Origin of the sequence: Caldicellulosiruptor naganoensis, from assembly GCF_026914285.1 — a bacterium.
GTDB lineage: Bacteria > Bacillota > Thermoanaerobacteria > Caldicellulosiruptorales > Caldicellulosiruptoraceae > Caldicellulosiruptor > Caldicellulosiruptor naganoensis.
The window spans coordinates 1332519-1357221 of sequence record NZ_CP113864.1 but is presented as its reverse complement, the minus strand read 5'-3'; the positions used below and the strand labels follow the sequence as shown (position 1 = coordinate 1357221).

At 35.1% G+C, this 24703-nt stretch carries 15 protein-coding genes and 4 pseudogenes; all 19 read right to left on the bottom strand.

What is annotated here, in order from left to right; genetic code table 11:
- Positions 1–36 precede the first annotated feature (36 nt).
- Positions 37–1437 (bottom strand): HlyD family efflux transporter periplasmic adaptor subunit, encoded by a 1401-nt coding sequence (locus OTJ99_RS06650; RefSeq protein WP_045164764.1) that lies wholly within the window; start codon positions 1435–1437, stop codon positions 37–39.
- Positions 1434–1727: pseudogene (locus tag OTJ99_RS06645) on the bottom strand (peptidase domain-containing ABC transporter); the annotation flags it as partial. The gene OTJ99_RS06650 and the pseudogene OTJ99_RS06645, both read right to left, overlap by 4 nt.
- A gap of 72 nt (positions 1728–1799) precedes the next feature.
- The gene (locus tag OTJ99_RS06640) at positions 1800–2906 is read right to left on the bottom strand and encodes a hypothetical protein (protein ID WP_045164766.1); all 1107 of its coding nucleotides are present in this window, start codon (positions 2904–2906) and stop codon (positions 1800–1802) included.
- A complete protein-coding gene (locus tag OTJ99_RS06635; protein WP_045164767.1) occupies positions 2903–3556 on the bottom strand; it encodes an ABC transporter ATP-binding protein in 654 nt (217 codons plus the stop codon). The genes OTJ99_RS06640 and OTJ99_RS06635 overlap by 4 nt, the downstream gene beginning before the upstream one ends.
- A 15-nt stretch (positions 3557–3571) precedes the next feature.
- Positions 3572–5962, bottom strand: coding sequence for an ABC transporter permease (locus tag OTJ99_RS06630; protein ID WP_045164768.1), 2391 nt, complete (start codon positions 5960–5962; stop codon positions 3572–3574).
- Entirely contained in the window at positions 5959–7140 is a 1182-nt protein-coding gene (locus tag OTJ99_RS06625; protein ID WP_045164769.1) for a site-2 protease family protein, read from the bottom strand. The genes OTJ99_RS06630 and OTJ99_RS06625 overlap by 4 nt, the downstream gene beginning before the upstream one ends.
- 1 nt (position 7141) lies before the next feature.
- Positions 7142–8536, bottom strand: a complete 1395-nt coding sequence (locus OTJ99_RS06620) for a radical SAM/SPASM domain-containing protein (RefSeq protein WP_045164770.1) — start codon at positions 8534–8536, stop codon at positions 7142–7144.
- Positions 8537–8949: 413 nt separating this feature from the next.
- Complete coding sequence (locus tag OTJ99_RS06615) at positions 8950–9093, bottom strand: hypothetical protein (protein ID WP_157841343.1); 144 nt, start codon at positions 9091–9093, stop codon at positions 8950–8952.
- 110 nt (positions 9094–9203) lie between these two features.
- A pseudogene (locus OTJ99_RS06610) lies at positions 9204–10095 on the bottom strand (cysteine peptidase family C39 domain-containing protein); the annotation flags it as partial.
- Positions 10096–10548: 453 nt separating this feature from the next.
- Positions 10549–10977 carry a PIN domain-containing protein gene (locus OTJ99_RS06605; RefSeq protein WP_045164771.1) on the bottom strand — a complete coding sequence of 143 codons (429 nt, stop codon included), beginning with the start codon at positions 10975–10977 and terminating at the stop codon, positions 10549–10551.
- Positions 10964–11212, bottom strand: coding sequence for a DUF6364 family protein (locus tag OTJ99_RS06600; RefSeq protein WP_045164772.1), 249 nt, complete (start codon positions 11210–11212; stop codon positions 10964–10966). The genes OTJ99_RS06605 and OTJ99_RS06600 overlap by 14 nt, the downstream gene beginning before the upstream one ends.
- Before the next feature lie 159 nt (positions 11213–11371).
- Positions 11372–12766 (bottom strand): annotated as a pseudogene (uxaC, locus tag OTJ99_RS06595) (glucuronate isomerase).
- A 99-nt stretch (positions 12767–12865) separates the two neighbouring features.
- Positions 12866–14554, bottom strand: a pseudogene (locus OTJ99_RS06590) (IS1182 family transposase); the annotation flags it as partial.
- Between the two features lie 159 nt (positions 14555–14713).
- Positions 14714–16018 (bottom strand): phosphopyruvate hydratase, encoded by a 1305-nt coding sequence (eno, locus tag OTJ99_RS06585; RefSeq protein ID WP_045164773.1) that lies wholly within the window; start codon positions 16016–16018, stop codon positions 14714–14716.
- A 48-nt stretch (positions 16019–16066) separates the two neighbouring features.
- Positions 16067–17602: a 2,3-bisphosphoglycerate-independent phosphoglycerate mutase gene (gene gpmI / locus OTJ99_RS06580; RefSeq protein WP_268748478.1), complete on the bottom strand. Its 1536-nt coding sequence runs from the start codon at positions 17600–17602 to the stop codon at positions 16067–16069.
- Between the two features lie 27 nt (positions 17603–17629).
- On the bottom strand, positions 17630–19582 hold the full coding sequence (tpiA, locus tag OTJ99_RS06575) for a triose-phosphate isomerase (protein WP_045164775.1): 1953 nt from the start codon (positions 19580–19582) through the stop codon (positions 17630–17632).
- 107 nt (positions 19583–19689) lie between these two features.
- On the bottom strand, positions 19690–20703 hold the full coding sequence (gene gap / locus OTJ99_RS06570; protein ID WP_045165528.1) for a type I glyceraldehyde-3-phosphate dehydrogenase: 1014 nt from the start codon (positions 20701–20703) through the stop codon (positions 19690–19692).
- 72 nt (positions 20704–20775) lie between these two features.
- On the bottom strand, positions 20776–21798 hold the full coding sequence (locus OTJ99_RS06565) for a sugar-binding transcriptional regulator (protein ID WP_045164776.1): 1023 nt from the start codon (positions 21796–21798) through the stop codon (positions 20776–20778).
- A 165-nt stretch (positions 21799–21963) separates the two neighbouring features.
- Positions 21964–24615: a pyruvate, phosphate dikinase gene (gene ppdK, locus OTJ99_RS06560; RefSeq protein ID WP_083943494.1), complete on the bottom strand. Its 2652-nt coding sequence runs from the start codon at positions 24613–24615 to the stop codon at positions 21964–21966.
- Positions 24616–24703 lie beyond the last annotated feature (88 nt).

The following is a 24703-nucleotide window of genomic DNA, read 5'->3' as shown; positions in this document are numbered from 1 at the left end:
CTCACAGCCGGCTGATAGAAGAGTTGTTGCCTCACCTCATAACCTCAATCCCATCTTTTCTAAAACCCATTCAATCACTCGCTTTTGCTCAACCACTATGCTCATCTCACAGGCTTGCCCTGCCCTCAAATTAATACCTTTTGAAACATTCTTCACTTCTACTTCAACTTCATAAAATCCTTGCCCACTTTGACTTGCTACCTTTATATCCCGTGATACCCTGGTAACCTTTCCTTCTACTACATTCAAGCCACCTGCTCCTGTCAATTTCACCTTTACTCTTTGCTCTTTTTCTATACCACTGCTTTTTGTGTTTGGTATGTATCCAATTATCTTAAAACCTTTTGCCTGACTGTTAACTATTCTGCCAATCTCAGTTCCGCTCCTTACTACCACACCACTGACCATTTCGCTACTGTATTCCACATAACCATCTTTTTCCGCTCTTACACTACAGCTTTCTATCAACTTCTCAGTTTCATCCAAGTTGATTTTCAGGTTCTTTATTTCATTACTCAAATTACTAATCTCATTATCAATCTGCTGCAGCATGTCCAGCTGATACTTCTCAATATCTCCTTTTGTATCATCACCTGAAATGTTTAGCAGCTTCAGCTGCCTTTCTATTTTTTGTTTTTGTAAAACCAACTCACTTTTTGACTGCTTCAGCTCATCAAGTTTCAAATCTATCTTCGATACTAAAATCTTCTTCTGTATATCACTACCATCCAATTTTGCCTTCACCTGCTGATTGTAAACTTCTATTTCACTCAATATAAATCCCATATACCCTATATCATATTTGGCAAGCTTAATTTGTTCACCTTTGTCGACAATCTCTTTTATTTCTTTCAACGTGCTTTCAAACTTATCAATATTTTTGATTTTCTCCTCCAAACTCTCTATCTGCTTTTTAAAATCCATAATGCTGTATTCTCTTTGTACTCTTTCTTCTTCTGCAGCTTTTTTTAATTTGTTTACCTCATAACTATAGCTCAAGTACCTCAAATAGTACACATTATTTTTGTTCCTAAGACTTTCACCTTTCTCTATGCTCTTTCTCAATTCCTTCAAATCACTAACTTTTTTCTCATATTCTCTCAATTGCTGTTTTAACAAATCCCTCTTCTTTACATATTCTTCATCATCAATCTTAAATAGAACCTCACCTTTCTTTACATATTCACCTTCTTTCACAAAAATCTCTTTAACCTTCCCACCAACATAACTTATCACCTTTGCTTCATCTTCCCAAGGTCTTATTATTCCTTGAACCTTCACATTTATATCAATTTTCCCTACAATACTCCACAAAACAAGCCCTATTATTAAAGCCAACAAAATGTATGTAATAAAAAGTCCATACTTTGGAATCTTTGCTTCGTACAAAAGCTTACTTTCTCTAAGTTCACCAAAATCATATATTACCTCTCTCATGCTCTGGCTGCACTCCCAACCAAATCCCATAGCCCTTTTTGCTCAAGTCCCATCAGCTGCTCTCTCCACAGGTTATAATAATATCCTTTCTTTGCCATGAGTTCTTCATGTATCCCTACCTCTACTATCTTGCCTTCATGCATTACCACAACCCTGTCGCACTTTAATATGGTCGATAGCCTGTGCGCTATTATTATGGTTGTTATCCCCTCACATACCTTCTCTATAACCTTCCCTATCGCCTGCTCGGTTACAGAGTCAAGGTTACTGGTTGCTTCATCCATTTTCACTAATCTCAGACCTCGCATAAAAGTATATCAATTAAGCCAAAAAACCATACACTTGTTTATTACAACTGTCTTCTAAGTGTTATAATAAGTTAAATTGGCAAGTATTTCTGATGCTCGCCTTTCAAGATTCAACACTTCATCAAACATATCAATTATTTTCCCAATAAATTCTTTTTTACAGCGGGTATAATTACCCACTGAGTATAAAAACCTCGATATTTGTCTCAGTTTATTTCCGCTCTCACGAAACAATACGCTTGCTTTTTTTAATCTTGAATCTCTTGTTATTTCATATAGCGCAAATAAAGCATCTGCCAATTCATGCCTATTAAAACTTGAAGATCCAGAAACTAAAGATTTCCTTAAAAGAAGTATTTTTAAAGTGAAAACCTTATCAATTATTTCTGACGATACCCTAGCAATGTTGTCAATCTCACTTAATACCTTTAATTCACTTTTTAGAGCATAAAAAGCACCGAAATTGCAAATTCCTTTAACTCCAACATTTGAGATTATTAGCAAATTACTATCATTGAGTATATTCCGAAAACATTTTGACAATTTTCCCATCATTATATCAACGTCATTAATTCGTTTCGATATAGCAGTAGTCTGATTCTCATCCAACTCAAGATAAATACATCTGTTCTGAGGTGAAGAAGGATATACTCTCAGCGTTCGCGCACGAGAAAAAATTGAGTAATCAATTGGTAAAAGCTCACACTTTCCCTGAGGCAATATCTGATTGCAAATCACCTTCGTGGGAAAATCTACGCCCACAACCACCACACCACTACAAACGCCAATTTGAACATCGTTTTTTGGTATATTTAGAGTTGAAATTGTATTAGCATCGCATAATGTATATATTGGAACACCCTCTTTTATAAAAGTAACTATGTCATTTATTGAATTAATTTTATCTGTTACATGGTATTTTATATTGTTTTCATCAAAAAATGTTTCTTCAAAATACTCATTGAACCCTACCAGGAATAAATACTCCAAATTCTTATATGGTATATAACACAAAGCAGCTAAGATATTGAAGCAATGAATGTACAGTAAATTAGGATTAATAAAAATATTATGTAAACTTAATAAATCACACAAAGATTGAATACGGCAATTTGCATGTTTAAAACTTCGTTGTAGTTTATCTGCACTCTTTAAAATCATTTTACAACTCTCCCGTCAGATAAAGTAATAACATTATCACAATATTTAAGCATTTTTTCACTATGTGTAACCATAATAATTGTCTTTTTTTTAGTTACATTTATCTCATGAAGCAATTCAAGTATTTTATTGGAGTTCTTGGAATCAAGATTACCTGTCGGTTCATCGGCAAGAATAACCACAGGATCGTTTATTAGTGCGCGTGCAATTGCCACTCTTTGCTGTTGTCCACCAGACAATGTTGTTACATCTCTGTCAATATATTCGGACAATCCAACAGCATCAACTAACTCTTCCACTGCCTTTTTCATTTCTTTACGATTTCTATTACTAATAATAATTGGTAATTCTACATTTTCCCTAACAGTCATTCCTGGAACTAAATTATAAAATTGAAAAATAAATCCAATTTTATTACATCTAAACTCACTTAATTCATTATCATTTAATCCAACGATATTTACATTCTCGATAAAGATATCACCACTACTCGGCCTAAGCAAACCACCTATCATATAGAGCAATGTGCTTTTTCCCGCGCCTGATTCCCCAATTATGCCAGTAAAACTTCCTGCTTCTATTTGAAGACTTACATTATTTACAGCTATGTAACCATCATAACTTTTAACTACATTAACTAGTTTAATCATGTAACATAACACCTCCTAATAATATCTAATCTCGCTAATAATATCATCAACTGAAATTTTTGTAAAAATTTTTAAGGAATAAACACATGATAATATCAATATTGCAATTCCTATTAAAGCAAATTGAATAATGGGTGCTTTATAATCAACAGAGAATCCGCTCATAATACAGTTAATCGCAAAGAATTTCTTACTTACTACTATTCCCATTCCAATTGATACGAGTATTGTTACCATTTCGGTAATTAAGTATTCAAACATCAAGATTGTCTTTACATTTTTCCTTTTAAGGCCAATACTTCTTAAAATTAGAAAGTTATGTTTCTTTTCTTCTGCATTTGTCAGTATTGTATTTCCAAGCAGTAGCATTAATGCGATAATAATAGCCGCAATAATGTATTCAAGGGGTTCTATTCCTCTAACAATGTTTTCTTTCCACTGAGTTTTAATATCTGTCATAGAATAAAAATCCAAGTTGCGTTGAGAAGCCTTGGACTTTAATTCGGTAATTGAATTTTGCTTAGAAATCTTTCCACAAATTCTAGTCTTTTTATAATTTGAAATGTCGAACAAATCTTTTGAAACATATACGGCAAATGCTGAATTATCTAGTAAGTCAGTTTTATCGCTGACTGTAACGATTTTTTCAATGCCATTTAATGATAGATTTACTTTATCACCAGGTTTGATGTTTAGATCTTTCATTACTTTTGATGACAAAACTACATTGTTACCCGAAATACTTTTTTCATTGATCTTAACGTTATACATTGCATTAAAATCATCAGCAGTTGTTGCACAAATATATACATTTATTCCTTTAATGGTTGCAACGTCGACATAGTTTCGCCCCACCACTTCTATCTTTTCATCATCAATAAAGGCGTTAGCATTGCTTGTGTTTAAGTGGTTATTAGCATATACGATTTGAAAATCAAAGTTAAGCTGTCTGTCAGCCATATTAACTGCCCAATCCTTGAAGTTCGTTGAAAAACCAATTATTGTATAAAGTATTATGACCGTTAATACCATCGACATAACAATACCTTTAAGACTTACAAGGTTAGTTTTTATATTGAAGCAGGCAAGCCTCAAAAAGGGATTTTTTATATTCATCAAAAACTTCGCACTCACTTCTATGAACGGCTTTAAAATGAATATTACACCTATTAGACATAAGATGATTTGCAATGAATATACCAATACAAGTGTCTTATCGTCAAATTTTCCAAACATTAATATATCTACGACCGACAGTACAATAAGTAATATGCCTATACCTATTTCAATTGTTATTGCACTCCTAGGTCTGTTTTTATCAGCAGTTGATCTTGTCCCAAAAAGCATTTCAATAGGCGACTTTTTCAGCAGCTTTCTAGTCGATAACAGTACTGACATAATAGGTACAATTAAACTGATTGCAATTGCTATAATTGTAAAGTAATTTTCCGGAATATATGAATAAATATTTGTATCAGTCAAAATGCATATAAGGATCCCCATACCTATGCCGAATACTACACCAAACATTATTCCTAAAATGGAATAGAAGCATATCTCCATAAGCATTGTTACAATTACTTTGCTTTTCTTTAAACCTAGTGTCCTTAATGTCCCCCAATATTCTAATCTCTTTCTAACGTTGATTGAGTATGTATTATAGATCAGAACACCGCCAATAATAGCAATTGCAGCAAACAGAATATAAATATTACTTAATAAATTATCAAATTCATCTGTTAGGGGCTTGATATTTTCATACCTGTTGATATAACTTATATCCTGCGCTTTAAAGTAATCTATTAAGTTATTTATTTTTTCTACATTGTGTGCACAATCAATAAGTAAACAAACGGTATCAACATCATAATTGTCTGGATCACCATTAATAAGAACTATGTCATTATTGATGTTGAATATATCTGTTGATTCAAGTATCTGGACTATCTTATATTTAGTATTATTGATTGAAATAATTGCATTTTTTTGAACGTTCAATTCTTTTGCTAAATGTGATGTAATAATAGCTTCATTTGAAAAAACTGCATTTGTAAGTTTTAATGAATAATGCTCATTTACTTTGTTTATATCTGCATAGGCAATAATACCATATCGGCCTATTTTATTGTGCTCAATTAGCGTACCTGAAGTATTTATTCCGATGGCTGTATAGTTGCAATCCATCATATTTACTGACGATAATTTGTCTTTTTTCCCTAAAACTATAAGGTCGGCACTGCCATTTTTCGCCCAATATTGTTCGAGCATAGTACGGCGCGCATTGCTATATACCACTCCCGTCGACAATATTATAATACATACAAGCATAACCGCAATAGTGATAGGTATATTTCTATTCCGCTCAAGTTTATTTTTAATTCTGCCAGCTACAAGTATAAAAATCAACGGATTTTCCCTCCTTTAGATTTCAACACAATATTTACAACTGTTACAATAATAGTAATAGCAAATATTGTCAATATAAACAGTCCATACATGTAATTGCCTAAATAAAAGCAGTTATATATATGAATGCAAAAAGAGTAAATAGATAATGCAAATGTTACAAAAGAGAAAATCGCATAGGATATTACTAATTTTCTCGCTCTTCTGCTTACATCATTAATACCCTTAAAAGATATTAAAAGTTTTATTAAAGTTATTCTCAAGTCATATTTATTGAGCAATATTGACAAAATATAGTAGCCGTCACATAACTTAAATGGAAGCAAATTGCCTACTATCATATATACATTCAATATCAGAAATAAACTGAGAACTTTATAAGCATTTTCCGACACAAAAGGAAGTTCTAATAATAATAAACACAACCCTGCACATATAAGGTTAGTATATATACCGGCAACCGTTACTCTAAATTTAATTTTAGGTGACGCAGGTTTTAAATCATCGTATGTAAAATAAAACATTGGTATTAAGCCTAGATACAAACCAAATGAAAATGTTTTAATTTTAATACCATTAGCTATTGCAGCTATCGCATGACCTATCTCATGTAACAAAAAACACAATCCTGTTAATAACCAGGTAACTCCAACATTTAAAGTGATAACATCAGTATTAGTTAAAATTTCTATTAAAGTATATTTATTCAATATCATGTAAATAAAAGCATATATGATCTCGAAAAATATTATACATAATACTATTTTGTAGTGCCTAAAAACAGAATAAACATAATTTGATATAACATAAAAAACGTTGTTGATTAAATTAATATCTTTTTTTATCAACGTCAATCCGAATATACTCATTTCATCGTCAATTTCCTTCTCAAATCCTTCTATCAACCCAGCTTGAGATATTTTTTTGACAAACATAAAAACATCAATATTTTCACCATACTTTCTGGACAATATATCTTCTATCTCTTCGATCGAATGATTACCATCGAGTTTGTCAATTATGTCTTCACAATATTTTACCAAGTTTATTGGAATCTTTATATAGGAATTTTTGCTTTTGCTCCCAAGTAAATAAAAAAACTCATTAAATAAGCTTTCTTGCCTTGTAAGAGAAATATCATCTACAATTTTATAACGTCCTCTCTTACATAATTCCATATTATAGATTACCTCCGAATTTTTTCCATGAATACAAATGTGACAATTTTCTTAGATTGCGTATAAAAATAGCCTTCTTTTCTTCATTTTCAAACATTAACGCAAGATTGTAAATGACTCTTTCACCAATAGATTTTTGAATTATACAACGAACTTTATTTACAGCATACTCATTATTAGCAAATTGATAGGAGGCTCCAGGACACCAAAAATTACAAAAAGAAACAGCAAAGCAGCTTTTACACTCGCTTATTTCATTTCTGGAAATTAGCTTATAAGATTTGATATTTTTCTTCAGTTCATTCTCATCAGCTATATTCCCCAATTTTTTATATTTTGACAAGTAATACATTTGACAAGGATAAACATCACCTGAAGCAGTGTAGAATATACTTTTCTTTCCTGCAGCACACACATTTTTTTCCTTGCGTGTCACAATATTAATGATTGTTGAGGCTATAAAATTTGGAATTGACATACATTTATTATCATCTAGTAGAAGTTCAAATGAATAATCAACAAGATCATAATAAAACTGTTTTATTCCATCTCTCAAATTAGCGTCATTTGTTACCATATAATTGGTATTACTCATTTCTGCAAAATATGGTGAAACCGAATCAAATCCCAGATTTATAAATGTATCAAAATACTCTCTTGCATAATTCTTTCTATAATTTCTGAGAAAAAACTCACCTAATGTTGCTTCCGCGACTAACACATGAGTTCTACCTGAGCATTTCTCAAGATTATGCTTAACAGTATCAAAAACACTTTGATGTTCATCACGAAAAATTCGCATTCTATCATTAACCTCTTTAGGACCATCTAAACTGATAGTAACAGCAAAATGATATTTCTCAAATATCTCCCATGCATATTCATCGATAAGAGTACCGTTTGTTACTATTGCAAAGTGCGGTTTAATTAAATTATTCTTTTCACATACATCTGTTATATATTCAACAAACTTAACAATTTCCTCAAATCCAAGCATAGGTTCGCCACCAAAAAATGTATAATTAACAACCCCCCGCGGAAAAATTTTTAGTATTTTTTCAAAAAATAACTTGTAATCTTCAAATGTCATTATAGCTTTACTAGTTCTGTCGATATTATTGTATGTTCCTAAATTTGCGTAGCAATATTTACATTTTAAATTACAAGTTTCTGCTGAACACATCGTTACCGATAATAAAAAACCATCATCCCATTCTATTTTTTGAGATCTGATATAGCGATGTTCTATATTCAAGTAACTCTTACTTTTTATCTTTTGTTTAATTCTATCTAAACTATCACGACATTTATATATTTTCCCTGTAATTATATCAAATATCACGGCATCTTTATTATCTAATAGTAGTAAACAATTATCAATAATTAAACTTTTCATTTAAGCCCCTCCTATATTATTTATGGATATTTAGGGTATTTTGTAAAAACTTAAATTATTACTAAAAATACCAATTATTTGTCGTTTTACCTTCATTTTGTATATTCATTTCTATTTCTGGTTAATTATTACTTCTGACCAGTTTTCGTATGATTTTTGTCAAAATCATTCGAAACCGCTCAGAACGTGCACTAGAAGACTTTCATTTCTATTTGCGCTTTAACGGTATAAATAGATACTTTGATTAATATATATTGGTATTTTAAACTATCTTCAACATTTTTCTGTGGGCTCTAATGGTACACCTTTCTATTTAGGATGATAATCCTAAGTGTATCAAAGACTAATAATTAAAGTGAAGAAAAGGGGGCTTGCAATATGATTAAAAAGATAGTACAACCTCTCAATAATAATCAATTAGCAATACAACAACCTACTAAACCTGATGCTGCACCTGTAATGATCTCTTCTATTGTCTCAAGTTCATCAAATGTTACTTCTGTAAGAGTTTCATACATATCTTTTTCTTTTGTTATTTTTTCCTTCTCCTCCATCATACTTCATTCCCTCCTTTCGTTCATGTACAAGTCATCTGTGACATCATATTACAAATTGCAAGCCCCTTTAAAAACAATTTTTGCTTATGGTAAGTTTTAATATCTTGTTAGTACAAAATTACTCCGCCTGCCACAGCCATTATGCTGTCTATCATAAGTGTTAGAGCGTTGCGCCTGATACCGCATCCCTCATCTTTGACGCATCCATAAACCTTGAAATTATCTCTCCTATCTTTCTGCTACCAAAAAACTCATCGGAAGCTTAATCACATGTTCATAATACCCCAGCATCAATTTAATATCCAATCTCTGACTCAAATGTATCAAAAGTCTTACCCTGAATGCTCCTAATATCACCTTAAATATCGTAATCAGTATTGCACCTGCTGCTATAACATGAAGTGTATTCTTCAAGAGATTCGGTATTACATCATCCATCAAAAACTTGTAATAAAACGCTGCCACTATTCCAAGTAAGGTATATACAATAGATACTGTAAAAATATTCAATATCAAGTTCTTCTGTGGACTCAATAACTTAAAAAACTTCTTCAAAACTCCCTCTTGTTTTCCTCTCTTGAACCTCTCGTTTGGCACAAGAAGTATCAAAATGCCTGTCCATATCTCAAAAAACTCTTCAGGCTTTAGCTTCACAATCCCTTTCGCCGGGTCTGCTATCACTATCTTTTCTTTACCAATTTCATGTATTACAACATAATGAAATAACTTTCCATCTATCAGCACATGCGCTATGCACGGAAGTGGTATTTTCTCAAATATTGCTTCTTTTGCTTCTGCCCTGACTGCTTTTGCTTCAAATCCAAGCTTTTCTGCCGCTTTTACAACTCCATATGCTGTGGTGCCAAACCTGTCTGTCCCTGCCATCTCTCTTATTCTGGCTATCGATACTTCCTTTCCATACTGCAGGCAAATTGTTGCTAAAGTCGCTGCCGCACAATCTGTTATATCATGCTGCTTTACACAATAGTATCTCCTTCTCATTTCTTCATCCCACTTGATTCTTTAGTCTCTTAGTTTCTTTATTCTCTTATTTAGAGCATTTTATTCTCAAACTATTTTTTCTGTAAACTTCTTCTTGGAATTTCTATGCAAATTTTATCTTATACATTTTCACTCTGTCAATCCCGTTTTTTTTTTTTTAGCCAATTTTCAACCAAATTTTGAGCTCAGAATACACTTTTCTTTAAATAGCTTAAAAGTTCTTAAATTTTCTTGAGTTTATATCAAGGCCAAATTTGCAAATAGTTAAAATATATAGTTTGTTGAATAAAAGAAATAACCATATAGAGTAAATGTAGTAACAAAAGAAAAAAGCCCCATCGTATTATAATTTTGATCTTTAGAGAAAAGCTGCAACAAAACATAAGGGAAGATAAAAAATAAAGAACAGAACAACCAAGGAAATGTAATCTATTTCAAATTTTCACTATGTGCTTAAAGACAAAATGGATTTACTACTTTTATTTTCTCAAAATACTGCCCAGAATTTAAGTCTTCACTCCATATTACTGAACATCCCAAATTTATAGCGCTGCAAAGTATCAAAGCATTCCACAAAGATATTTTATATCTTTGTGAAAGCTTGATAGCTTCTAAAATATCTTTTACTTCAATTGTGGCTACCTTCCATAACTTTAAGTCTGATATGATTTGAGAAGCGCTTTCAAAACTTAAAGGATTTTTAACCTTTTTTGTAACAACAACAAAAAACTCTTGAAGAACTTGAGTGCTCAGAGCACCATTTCTTTCTTTCCAAAGTTTCTCCACAATTTGTTTAGCAACTTTGTGTTTTTCTCCAGCAGATTTATCATATGCATACACCAAAATATTTGTGTCAACAAATTGATAGTTACTGTCTTTCATATAAATCTTCTCTCCTCCAAGTGATTGCTCCACCTGTTCCAAGGTCAAATCCTTCTTCTAAAAGCTTAAGATGCTGTAGATAAATCTTTTGATATGACTCCTCTCTATTTACAAGCTCTTCTAACAAGCTTGTAAGCAGCGCAGAAATAGATGTATTCCTTTCAACAGCAATATGTTTTATCTTTTGAATTAGTTCCTTAGGAAGAGACAAAGTAATGTTCTGATATTTACGCATACTATTTCACCTCCACGTAAAATAGTGTATCACATATTTACGTGAGATTCAACATTAAGTTTGGATGTATTATTCACCAATCAATTATGTGATAGGAAATGGAAGTATAAAAATAGGGTGGAATATACAACTCCACCCTATGTCTTCCTCATCTATCTTTTAAAACCCAAAATACTCTTTTGCATTATAATAACAAATGCCTTGAACTATTTTGCCAAGTGTTCCTAAATCATAAGGATATTCGCCGTTTTCTACCCACTCGCCAATCAAATTGCAAAGAAGTCTTCTAAAGTATTCATGTCTTGCGTAAGACAGAAAGCTTCGAGAATCTGTTACCATTCCAACAAATCGGCTCAAGAGCCCAAGATTTGCAAGATCTTTCATCTGCTGAAGGTTGCCATCTTTGCTGTCATTAAACCACCAAGCTGCACCAAGTTGCATCTTCCCAGGAACGCTACCATCCTGGAAAGACCCCATGATTGTTGCAAGAACATAGCTATCTTTTGGATTTAAAGAATATAAAATTGTTTTTGGCAGAGAATTTTCCTTCTCTAATGAATCAAGGAATTTGACAAGTGCAGAGGCTATATGACCATCGTTTATTGAATCATATCCTGTGTCAGGCCCCAAAATATTGAACATTCGTGTGTTGTTGTTTCTCAGAGCATTTATATGAAGCTGCATTGCCCAGCCAAGATTTGAATAAACTTTCCCTAAGAATCTCATTGTGTACGTTTTATATTTTGCAACTTCAATTTCTGTAAGTTTCTCACCTGCTAAAGCTTTTTTGAAAATATTAGCTACTTCATCAAAAGATGCATTGGCAAAAACCATATCGTCAATAGCATGGTCAGAAGCACGACACCCCACAGAGTGGAAAAATTCTGCTCTTGACTTTAAGGCATCTAAAAACTCATCATAGCTTTCTATCTTCTTTCCACATCTCTCTGCAAGCTTTTTTACCCACGGGATGAATGTTTCTCTTTCAATGTTCACACCCTTGTCAGGTCTGAAAGTAGGATAAACTTTTACATTAAAATCTTTATCTTCTTTTAGTTTCAAATGATACTCAAGTGTATCAACAGGGTCGTCTGTTGTACAGATTATTTCTACATTAGACCTCAAAATTATATCTCTTGCACCAAGCTCTTTTAGAACTTTGTTTGTCTTTTCCCAAACGATAGGTGCTGATTTTTAATTCAATATCTCATCTATTCCAAAATATCTTTTAAGTTCTAAATGTGTCCAGTGATAAATTGGGTTTCCTATTGCCATTGGAATGGTCTTTGCCCATGCCAAGAACTTTTCATAGTCATCTGCGCTACCTGTTATATACTTTTCTTCAATTCCGTTTGCTCTCATAAGTCTCCACTTGTAATGGTCTCCTCCAAGCCAAACCTCCGTGATATTCCTAAACTTCTTGTTTTCATAAATTTCCTTTGGATTCAAATGACAGTGAAAGTCAACAATTGGCATATCTTTTGCATATTTTTCGTAAAGCACTTTAGCAGTCTGGTTATTCAAAAGAAAATCCTCATCCATAAATCTTTTCATCTTTCCAAACCTCCTTGTAACTTGTTTCAACACAATTTTGTAAAAATTCAAACAAAATTCACAACTCAATCTGTTTGAATATATTATAAAATGAAAAGAGGCTGTCCAAAAACAATAATTTTTAATAACCAAAATCAAGCATTTGATGGTATTTAATGTTAATATTGAACTATGCAGTAAAAAGCAAGAGGGTTGGCTGGCAATTTTGCCCCAACCCCCTATTATTATCTTCGCCAATCTTTCTATGTTATAGGCAATACAAACCAAACTCTACTTTAGCTTCACACCCTTCATACCCCTGAGCAGGAATCTCCTAAACCCTTTATTGTTCTTTATTATCCCAAATACTGTCTCAACTTCTATCTTCCTTTTTTCGTAAATCTCTTCGCCTTCTCTACTTAACAGCCTTTGCCTCACCTCTTCCTTCAATTTCTCTAACCTCGGTCTTATACTAAATCTCTTCTTCCATCTCTTACCTTTATAACATTTTTCTCTGTGTTCACAACCATTACAAATATCTTCACATTGATATACCTTCTCATAACTTACAAATCCTCTCTCATTTGCACTTATCTTCGGATATAAGTATTTCACCTTCTTACCAGCAGGACAAATATATGCATCTTCTTCAGCTATGTACTCCCAGTTCCTTACATTGAAAATATCCTTCTTAAATCTTCTTGTCTGTTCCAAGTCAAATGTGTTATACTTAATGTAGCTATTTATGCCACATTCTTTCAGATGAAGGTAGTTTTCTTCAGACCCATAGCCACTGTCTGCTACAATGTTCTTTGGCTTGTGGCCTGTTATCTTCGTCACAAGCTCAAGGTGTTCCTTTAGACAGACAGTGTCTGTGGGACTTTGGTGGATGCTAAAACCTATGACAAATCGGTTCTGTGTGCCGATTTGTACATTATACCCGGGTTTTAGCATCCCATTTTTCATATGGTCATCCTTCATCCTCATAAATGTGGCATCATTGTCTGTTTTTGAAAAACTATTCCTGCCATTTAAGATCTGCTCATAAGACTCATATTTCTTGAGTCTTAATACGCAGTTGTTTTGGAGAGTTTTTACAAGCTTTTTCACTCTCCTTTCTTTCCTTTTGCTCCCAAAGTTAGCTTCTGCTATCTTTTGGGAGAGTTCTTCAACTTTTTGTTCAAGCTCTTGGCTATCATAATCAGCTTCTAAATTGACATCCAACTCGCCAAGAATTCTGTCTTCTTCCTCATTTATCCTCTCTATTTCATTAAGAATTTCTCTTACTTTTTCTCTTAATTTCTTTTTGTATGTTCTTGTACTTCTTGCCCATACAAATGTATACTTGTTCGCATTTGCTTCAATCTTTGTCCCGTCAAGGTAGTAATACTCAAAGTTTACATACCCCAGTTTTACAAGAAGTTCAATAACTTGTGCGAAAATCTCTTCAATGCAATCACCTATTATCTCTTTTCTGAATCTATTGATAGTTCTGAAATCAGGGGTTTGAAGTTTTGAAAGCCACATAAAGGTTATATTCTCTTGAAGTGCTTTTGCTATCTTTCTTGAAGAGTATATCCCCTGTATGTAAGCATAGATAAGTACTTTCAAAAGCATCAAAGGATGGTAGCTGGAAGTCCCACCACCTTTGTATTTCTCTACTATGGTTGAGATATCTATTTTATCAATGATTTTATCGATTGCTCTTACTAGATGAGTTTGAGGGATAAAGGCTTCAGGGTCGATTGGCATTATTAATTGGTTGGGGTTATATTCTTTGAAGACTATTTTATCATGTTTGCGTGGCATATTAATCCTCCTTATGTAATCATTTCTGAGATATTATATCATAAATATCTCACAATGTAAATACAGTAAAAATAAAGAGGCTGTCACCTCATCTTTTTAGACAGCCTCTTTCTTTATTCCATTGCAAATCCAAAAACTTTTCTTTGGACTTTTGTGGAGTTATTTTTTCTTCAAGTTAAAGAATGCGTTCATTCCAGGATATACGGCAACGCTACCAAGTTCTTCTTCGATTCTCAATAGCTGGTTGTATTTTGCTACTCTGTCTGTCCTTGACGGTGCACCTGTCTTTATCTGACCAGCATTTACTGCAACAACAAGGTCAGCAATTGTTGTATCTTCTGTCTCACCTGATCTATGGGATACAACTGCAGTGTAGCCTGCTCTATTTGCCATCTCAATTGCTTCTAAAGTTTCTGTAAGTGTTCCTATCTGGTTGAGCTTAATTAATATTGAGTTTGCAACACCAAGCTCAATTCCCTTTGCAAGCCTCTTTGTGTTTGTAACAAACAAATCATCACCCACAAGCTGAATTTTGCTGCCAAGTGCTTCAGTAAGCATTTTCCAACCTTCCCAGTCCTCTTCAGCAACACCGTCTTCAATTGATACAATCGGATACTTTTCAACAAGTTTTACCCAGAATTCTACCATTTCTTCTTTTGTTCTAACTTTACCTTCTCTCTCGAAATGATACTTTCCATCTTCTTCATTGTAAAGCTCAGATGTTGCAGGGTCAAGCGCTATTGCTATATCTTTACCTGGAGTATAACCAGCTTTTTCGATTGCCTCAACAATCACTTCCAATGGCTCTTCGTTAGACTTCAAGTTTGGTGCAAATCCACCTTCATCGCCCACTGTTGTGTTGTAACCTCTTGCCTTCAATACATTTCTTAATTGATGGAATGTCTCAGCACACATCCTGAGCGCTTCACTAAAAGATTTTGCACCAACAGGCATTATCATAAACTCTTGCAAATCGACAGAGTTGTCAGCATGCTTACCACCGTTTAAGATATTCATCATTGGCACAGGCAAGTATTTTGCGTTGACACCACCAATGTATTGATACAGTGGAAGGCCAAGTGCGTTTGCTGCTGCCTTTGCAACTGCCAAAGATACACCCAAAATTGCGTTTGCACCAAGCTTGCTCTTGTTCTCTGTTCCATCAAGCTCAATCATAAGCCTGTCAATCTCAACTTGGTTTAAAGCATTCATTCCAATAATCTCTGGTGCAATAACCTCATTTACATTTTCAACTGCTTTGAGAACCCCTTTACCCATATATCTTTTTTTGTCACCATCTCTGAGCTCAACAGCCTCAAACATACCTGTGGACGCACCTGATGGAACAGCAGCTCTACCTACAAATTCATCATTTACAACAACCTCTACCTCAACAGTCGGGTTTCCTCTTGAATCAAGAATTTCTCTTGCTTTTACAGCTGTAATTGAAAGATCAACTTTCATTCGTTTATTCCTCCTTCTGAATATTTTTTTCAGTCTCTATAAATGAATTTATTTAATAACAAGCGAGCTTCCTTTCATCTCTGAAGGCTTTTCTAACCCTAAGATGTCTAAGATTGTCGGAGCAATGTCTGCTAAAATTCCATCATCTCTTAATTTAACATTGCCATACCCAACAAGATACAAAGGCACCTTATTTGTTGTATGAGCTGTATGAGGCTCACCTGTCTCATAATCGATCATCTGTTCGCAGTTACCATGGTCAGCAGTAATAATAACCACTCCGCCTTTTTCTAAAACTTTGTTAACAACTTTTCCGATACACTCATCAACAGCCTCAACTGCTTTTATTGCAGCCTCCAACACTCCAGTGTGCCCAACCATATCACCGTTTGCATAGTTACAAATTATAACATCATATTGGTTACTTTCAATTCTCTCCAGTAGAGCTTCAGTTACCTCATAAGCACTCATCTCTGGTTTAAGGTCATATGTTGCAACCTTCGGTGATGGTACCAAAACCCTGTCTTCTCCGACATTTGGTACTTCAACACCACCATTGAAGAAGAAGGTGACATGAGCGTACTTTTCTGTCTCAGCAATCCTGAGCTGTTTTAGGCCAAGCTTGCTCAAATACTCACCCAAAGTGTTTTCTAAATTTTCTGGTTTGAAAGCAACATGGCAATTCTTTATAGTGACATCATACTGTGTCATGCATACAAAGAATACTTCAAAATATCCTTTTTTTCTTTCAAAACCATCAAATTCTATATCACAAAATGCTCTTGTAATTTGTCTTGCTCTGTCAGGTCTGAAGTTAAAGAAAATAATACTGTCATGTTCATTTATTGTGGCGACAGGCTTTCCGTTTTCAAGCACAACAGTCGGAATTACAAATTCATCAGTGTTACCTTTTTCATACGACTTTTCAACCGCCTCTAATGCTGAGCTTGCATACTCGCCTTCACCAAATACCATTGCATTGTAAGCCTTTTCTACTCTTTCCCATCTTTTATCTCTGTCCATTGCATAGTATCTGCCCATCACTGTTGCAATCTTGCCACAACCTATCTCTTTCATTTTATGTTCAAGTTCTTCAATGTAAATCTTTGCGCTTGAAGGTGGAACATCTCGCCCATCTAAGAAGCAGTGAACAAATACCCTTTCAAGATTATGCCTCTTTGCAAGCTCCAAAAGAGCATAAAGGTGAGTGTTGTGACTGTGCACACCACCGTCTGATAAAAGCCCCATCAGATGAAGCGAAGAGTTATATTTTTTGCAATTCTCTATTGCCATCAAAAACTCTTCTTTTTCGAAAAAGTCACCATCTTTAATTGACTTTGTTATTCTTGTAAACTCTTGATACACAATTCTCCCAGCACCTAAATTTAGATGACCTACTTCAGAATTTCCCATCTGACCTTCAGGAAGACCAACGTCCATGCCACTGCTGCCAATCAAAGTATATGGGTAATTCTTTTCGTAATAGTCAAGGTTGGGGGTCTTGCCCAAAGCAACAGCGTTTCCCTCTTGCTTTGGGTTATAACCCCAACCATCCATGATGATAAGAACAACAGGTTTTTTCATTATCTTATTCCCCTTTACTTGCCATAATTAGTAGTGCAATATCTTTGCAAATTCCTGAGCATTAAGGCTTGCGCCACCAACCAAGCCTCCATCAATCTCTGGCATATTGAAAATGTCTGCTGAATTTGCAGAGTTTACACTACCACCATATTGAATCCTTATTTTCTGAGCTGTATCTTCATCATACATCTCAGCAATTACATTTCTGATTACACCAATTACCCTATTTGCCTCTTCAGGGGTTGCATTCTTGCCTGTGCCTATTGCCCAAATAGGCTCATATGCAATTACAACCTTTTCAACATCTTCTTTAGAAACACCATTTAGCGCAATCTTGACTTGAAGCCTTACAAGTTCATCTGTAATACCATATTCTCTTTGTTTGAGTGTTTCACCAACACATACAATAGGCTTTAGACCAAACTTGAGCGCTGCTAACACTTTCTTGTTCACAATCTCATCAGTTTCGCCAAAGTATTGTCTTCTTTCAGAGTGACCTATTACCACATACTCGACCCCAACTGCTTTAAGCATTGGACCAGATATCTCACCTGTATATGCGCCTTTTTCTTCATAGAACATGTTTTGTGTTCCAAGTTTTATATTTGTTCCTTCTATTGCTTCTTTGACATAAGGAACAAGAATTGATGGAGCACAGATAACTACTTCTGCTTGTACATTATCAATATACTTTTTCAGCTCTTCAACAAACTCTTTTGCTTCTTGTGGAGTCTTGTTCATCTTCCAGTTTGCTGCGATTATCTTCTTTCTTGGATTTTTGTCAAGCAGACATGCAATACCAGGCAGTACCTTTCCTTCTAAAAACTCTAATGAAGCACCGCCACCTGTTGAAATATGTGTCATCTTATCAGCAAAGCCGAGCTTTTCAACAGCAGCTGCAGAGTCGCCACCACCGATAATGGCAATTGCGCCATTTTCTTCAACTGCTTCAGCAACAGCTCTTGCAATAGCTTCTGTTCCTTTTGCAAAATTTGGAAATTCAAATACACCCATTGGTCCATTCCAAACAATGGTCTTTGCCTTCTTTATCTCTTTTGAGAAAAGTTCAATTGTGGTATTTCCTATGTCCATGCCCATCATATCGTCTGGCATTGCATCAGATGGAACATACATATACTCTGTGTCGTTCTTGAACTCTTTTGCAACAATGCTTCCAACTGGTAATAGAAGGTTTACTCCTTTTTCCTCTGCTTTTTTCATTATCTCTCTTGCAACATCAAGCTTATCATCTTCGCATTTTGATTTTCCGATTTTATATCCTTTTGCCTTCAGGAAGGTATATGCCATTGCACCGCCAATTAAGAGACTATCAACCTTTTCAAGAAGATTTGTAATAACCCCAATCTTATCAGAAACCTTTGCACCACCCAAGATTGCAACAAATGGTCTTTGAGGATTTGCAAGAGCGTTGCCAAGCATTTCAATCTCTTTTTCCATTAAAAATCCAGCAACTGCTGGTAAGAACTCTGCAACACCTGCTGTTGAAGCATGAGCTCTGTGAGCTGTTCCAAACGCATCATTTACATATATATCAGCAAGAGATGCCAATGCCTTTGCAAATTCTCTGTCGTTTTCTTCTTCCTCTTTATGAAATCTGACGTTTTCAAGAAGGACTACAGCTCCTTCCTTCATCTGCTCAACACATTTTTTAGCATCTTCGCCTATTACGTCTTTTGCAAGGACAACTTCTTTGCCAAGAAGCTCAGAAAGCCTCTTTGCAACAGGTGCCATGGAATATTTCGGGTCAAATTTGCCCTTTGGCCTTCCTAAGTGCGAAACAAGTATTACCTTTGCATTGTGGTCGATCAAGTATTTAATTGTTGGAAGTGCCTCTCTGATTCTTCTATCATCTGTGATATTTCCATTTTCATCTTGTGGGACGTTAAAATCAACTCTTACTAAAACTCTTTTACCACTTACATCTATATCGCGGATTGTTTTCTTGTTCAATCTTGGCATGAAACTTCTCACCTCGAAAATATTAAATATTAGTTCTATTTTCAAATCAAGACTGGTCCGGACAAAACAACTTTTTGACTTTTTGCCGGACCAGTCACCCTTTATAATTATAAGCCCTTCTTAACAATGTAGTTCAGAAGATCAGCAACTCTGTTAGAGTATCCCCATTCGTTGTCGTACCATGCAACAACCTTGACAAGAGTACCTTCAATAACCATTGTGGAGAGAGCATCAACAATTGAAGATCTCGGGTCACCTTTGTAGTCAACAGAAACAAGTGGCTCTTCGCTGTATCCCAAGATTCCTCTGAGTTCACCTTCTGCTGCAGCTTTTAATACGCTGTTGACCTCTTCTTTTGTGGTTGGCTTTTCAACTTCAAACACAACGTCTGTAACTGAAACAGTTGGAGTTGGAACTCTCAAAGCAAAACCGTTGAGTTTACCTTTAAGGTGCGGAAGAACAAGTGCCACTGCCTTTGCGGCACCAGTTGTTGTTGGAATAATGGACAGAGCGGCAGCTCTTGCTCTTCTCAAGTCTTTGTGTGGAAGGTCAAGAATCTGCTGGTCATTTGTGTAAGAGTGAACAGTTGTCATAAGTCCTCTTTTTACCTTGAAATGGTTATCAATTACCTTTGTAACAGGTGCTAAACAGTTTGTTGTACATGATGCATTTGAAATAACATGGTGTTTGCTTGGATCATACATCTCTTCGTTAACACCCATTACAATTGTAATATCCTCATCTGTTGCTGGAGCTGTGATTATAACCTTTTTTGCACCTGCTTGGATATGCTTTTCTGCATCTTGCTTCTTTGTAAACTTACCTGTTGACTCGATTACAACTTCAACACCCAAATCCTTCCATGGTAAGTTTGCTGGGTCTTTTTCAGCCAAAACTTTTATCTCTTTGCCGTTAACAATGATTGATGTGTCTGTATACTCAACAGTTCCGTTGAATATACCATAACATGAGTCGTATTTTAAAAGATGCGCCAAAGTTTTTGGATCTGTCAAGTCATTTACAGCAACAACCTCAAATTCGTTTGGATATTTCGCCAAAATTGCTTTAAAAGCATTTCTACCAATTCTTCCAAAACCGTTAATACCAATCTTTACCGCCATCTTTCCTACCATCCTTTCTCTTTTTTTATTTTTTTCAACACTGCAACAATAATTGAAATTGCTGCAGTGTTTCTACCCTTTAATACTCAAGATTCTCCGTGCAATTCCCTCATCAATGACAAATATTGCATTATGTTTTATACCATTTAATGAAAGGATTGCCTCTGCCTTGTGTGCACCACCTGCAACTCCTATCATATATTTAATGTTTTTAATTTTTTCAAGTTTTATACCTACTGTAGTTGTGCTGTAAACAATATTACCTTCTTTGTCAAAATAATAACCAAAGATCTCGCCAATTGCTCCCACTTGGCTGAGTTTTTCTATCATCTGTTGGTTAAATTTTCTTCTCTTTGCCATTTCAATTGCATTTCCTATGCCAAATATCAGCATGTCAGCATTGTTAATGTCATTCAAGACATCCTGTACATCTTCTTTTTTCACAATCAGCTTATATACTTCCTCATCCATTGTATCTGGTAGATGTAGCAGTTTATATCTTCCGCCCAACTTCTTAGCTAAATTTGCTGCTAAGGTATTTGCTTGTTTTTCAACTTCTTGCCCAATTCCTCCTCTTGCTGGAACCACTAAAATGTCTTTAAAGAAACATGTTGGAAAATTATCAACAACTTCTTTTACTGTCTGGCCACCTGTCACAGCAATTATCTTGACATTCGGCAGAAGTGAAAGTACAACTTTACTTGCTACAATCCCTAATTCTTTAAGGACATATGGATTTGTGTCAGCATCTCCTGGCACAATAAAAAGATCTTTTGCACCTAAAATATCTTTTACTGTTTGTCTTAAAGCTTCTAATACCTTTATATCATATACTATGTTAGAAAGTTTTTCAAGAAGGTCTTCACCCTCGTTTGTTAAAATTGTACCATTATCTGTGATTGTTAGAAGTCCGAGACTTCGTAAAATGTCTACTTCATTTCTCACAATTCTTTCAGAAAGCTTTAATTTTTCCGAAAGCATTCTTCTACCAATGGGTTGATGATATTTTACATTTTTTAAGATGTCATATCTTCTTTCAAATATTTCTATAACTTCAGGAGTTATTCTTTTTAAAAGTTCAAGAAAATCATCCATCCTATCATTACCTCATCGGGGACAGTTTTATCCATCCCTCTTATTGTTTTGTCCCACTATTTAATTATATCACTTTTAAAGCTTTATTCAAGTGTATACATGCAAAAAAAGCAGAGGAAGGCAATTTATTTCCTCCTTCCTCTGCCTTTCCTTCACTTATAACTATTATTTGTCAATAAATGTTTTCATCTTTGATTTTACCTGTGCTTGAGCAGCTGCAAGTCTTGCTATTGGAACCCTGAATGGTGAACATGATACATAGTCTAGTCCTGCATTATAACAGAATTCAATACTTGCTGGGTCACCACCATGCTCACCGCAGATTCCGAGTTTGATATCAGGTCTTGTAGCGCGACCGAGTTCTGCAGCCATCTTGATGAGTTTACCAACACCTTTCTCATCAAGTCTTGCAAATGGGTCTGTCTCGAATATCTTCTTTTCGAAGTAGTCATTCAAGAACTTGCCTATATCATCTCTTGAGAATCCAAATGTCATCTGTGTAAGGTCGTTTGTTCCAAATGAGAAGAACTCAGCTTCTTTTGCAATCTCATCAGCAGTAAGTGCTGCTCTTGGCACCTCAATCATTGTTCCAACTTTGTACTCAATCTTTACGCCTTTCTCTTCCATAACTTTCTCAGCAGTCTTTACAATGACATCTTTGATATATTTGAGCTCTTTGAGTTCACCAACAAGTGGAACCATTATCTCAGGTACAACATCTATACCTTCGTTTTTTACATTAATAGCAGCTTCAATTATAGCTCTTGTCTGCATTTCAGCTATCTCAGGATATGTGATAGCCAAACGGCAGCCTCTGTGACCAAGCATTGGATTGAGCTCATGCAAGCTTTGAACAATTGATTTTAGTTCTTCAAAGGTGATACCCATCTGTGCTGCAAGTTCTCTTATAGCATCGTCTTCTTTTGGTAAGAATTCATGAAGTGGTGGGTCTAAAAGTCTTATTGTAACCGGGTAACCTTTCATTTCTCTAAATAGTGCTTCAAAGTCGCTTCTTTGCATTGGAAGAAGCTTGTCCAAAGCTTTTCTTCTCTGTTCTTCTGTTCTTGCAACAATCATCTCTCTCATAGCTGGAATTCTGTCTTCTTCGAAGAACATGTGCTCAGTTCTGCAAAGACCAATACCTTCTGCACCAAACTTTCTTGCCAGTGCAGCATCTCTTGGTGTGTCAGCATTTGCTCTTACCTTTAGTCTTCGTATCTCGTCAGCCCATTGCATGAAGGTCGCAAAGTAACCTGTCAACTCCGGTTCTTTTGTTGGAAGTTCGCCTTCATATACATAACCTGTAGAACCATCAAGTGAAATCCAATCACCTTCACGATATACTTTACCATCTGGTGTTGTAAAGTATTTTTCTTCTTCGTTAATTGAGATATCTCCACATCCAGCAACACAGCACTTACCCATACCTCTTGCAACAACTGCTGCGTGTGATGTCATACCACCACGTGATGTGAGTATTCCTTGTGCTGCAACCATACCTTCAATATCTTCTGGTGAGGTTTCTGTTCTGACAAGAATAACTTTCTTTTCGCCTCTTTCAACTGCTGCCTTTGCATCTTCTGCTGTGAAGTAAATCTTACCAGTTGCTGCACCTGGTGATGCAGGAAGGCCTTTTGCAATTGGTTTAGCAGATTTTAAAGCGCTTGGTTCAAATGTTGGGTGAAGTAATGTGTCAAGCTGTTTAGGATCAACTTTCAACATAGCCTCTTCTTTTGTTATAAGCCCTTCTTCAACCATGTCAACTGCAATCTTAAGTGCAGCTTGTGCTGTTCTCTTACCATTTCTTGTCTGAAGCATATAGAGTTTACCTCTTTCAATTGTAAACTCCATATCCTGCATATCTTTGTAGTATGTCTCAAGCTTCTTTGCAATCTCAGCAAGCTGCTGATAAACTTCTGGCATTGACTCTTTTAATGCTGAAATTGGTTGTGGTGTTCTAATACCTGCAACAACATCTTCACCTTGAGCATTCATCAAGAACTCGCCATAAAGCTCTTTTTCACCAGTTGCTGGGTTTCTTGTGAAAGCAACACCTGTACCAGAGTCATTGCCCATGTTACCATATGCCATCATCTGGACGTTTACAGCTGTTCCCCAATCATGAGGAATCTCATGGAGTCTTCTATAAACAATTGCTCTTGGGTTATTCCAGGATCTGAAAACTGCTTTGACTGCTTCTAAAAGCTGTACCTTTGGGTCTTGTGGGAAATCTTCGCCTTTTTCTGCCTTGTATAGTTCTTTGTATCTCGCAACTACCTCTTTTAAGTGATCAGCTGTTAGATCAGTATCGTATTTTGCTCCGTATTTTTCTTTTACTTCATCAAGTATTTTTTCAAACTTGTTCTTTTCAATTCCCATGACAACATCGGAGAACATCTGAATAAATCTACGATATGAGTCATATGCAAATCTCTCATTGTTTGTAAGTTTAGCTAATCCTTCAACAACTTCATCATTGATACCAAGGTTTAAGATGGTATCCATCATACCTGGCATTGAAACTCTTGCACCGCTGCGAACAGAGACAAGAAGTGGATTACTGGGATCACCGAATTTTTTACCAGTAATCTTTTCAAGCTCAGCAAGCTTTTCAAAAATTTCTTCTATAATTTCATCAGCTATTTTTTCGCCTTCCTCATAATATCTTGTACATGCCTCTGTTGTTACAGTAAAGCCCGGAGGAACTGGAAGCCCAAGATTTGTCATCTCAGCAAGATTAGCGCCTTTTCCTCCAAGAAGTTCTCTCATATCCTTATTTCCTTCATAGAACATGTACACGTATTTCTTTTTGCTCAATATAAATCCCTCCTACTTAAAATTTGATTGGGAAAATATGTTAAAAGAAAGTTTAAATGCAACAACATAAATTATTATAGCATATTTT

Bases quoted from the DNA above. Each gene is read 5' to 3' on its own strand.
- OTJ99_RS06625 (WP_045164769.1), bottom strand. From the start codon at position 7,140: ATGGAATTATGTAAGAGAGGACGTTATAAAATTGTAGATGATATTTCT.
- tpiA (WP_045164775.1), bottom strand. From the start codon at position 19,582: ATGCCAAGATTGAACAAGAAAACAATCCGCGATATAGATGTAAGTGGT.
- OTJ99_RS06565 (WP_045164776.1), bottom strand. From the start codon at position 21,798: ATGGATGATTTTCTTGAACTTTTAAAAAGAATAACTCCTGAAGTTATA.
- OTJ99_RS06650 (WP_045164764.1), bottom strand. From the start codon at position 1,437: ATGAGAGAGGTAATATATGATTTTGGTGAACTTAGAGAAAGTAAGCTT.
- OTJ99_RS06640 (WP_045164766.1), bottom strand. From the start codon at position 2,906: ATGATTTTAAAGAGTGCAGATAAACTACAACGAAGTTTTAAACATGCA.
- OTJ99_RS06605 (WP_045164771.1), bottom strand. From the start codon at position 10,977: ATGAAAGACAGTAACTATCAATTTGTTGACACAAATATTTTGGTGTAT.
- gap (WP_045165528.1), bottom strand. From the start codon at position 20,703: ATGGCGGTAAAGATTGGTATTAACGGTTTTGGAAGAATTGGTAGAAAT.
- OTJ99_RS06635 (WP_045164767.1), bottom strand. From the start codon at position 3,556: ATGATTAAACTAGTTAATGTAGTTAAAAGTTATGATGGTTACATAGCT.
- eno (WP_045164773.1), bottom strand. From the start codon at position 16,018: ATGAAAGTTGATCTTTCAATTACAGCTGTAAAAGCAAGAGAAATTCTT.
- OTJ99_RS06615 (WP_157841343.1), bottom strand. From the start codon at position 9,093: ATGATGGAGGAGAAGGAAAAAATAACAAAAGAAAAAGATATGTATGAA.
- gpmI (WP_268748478.1), bottom strand. From the start codon at position 17,602: ATGAAAAAACCTGTTGTTCTTATCATCATGGATGGTTGGGGTTATAAC.
- OTJ99_RS06600 (WP_045164772.1), bottom strand. From the start codon at position 11,212: ATGCGTAAATATCAGAACATTACTTTGTCTCTTCCTAAGGAACTAATT.
- OTJ99_RS06620 (WP_045164770.1), bottom strand. From the start codon at position 8,536: ATGAAAAGTTTAATTATTGATAATTGTTTACTACTATTAGATAATAAA.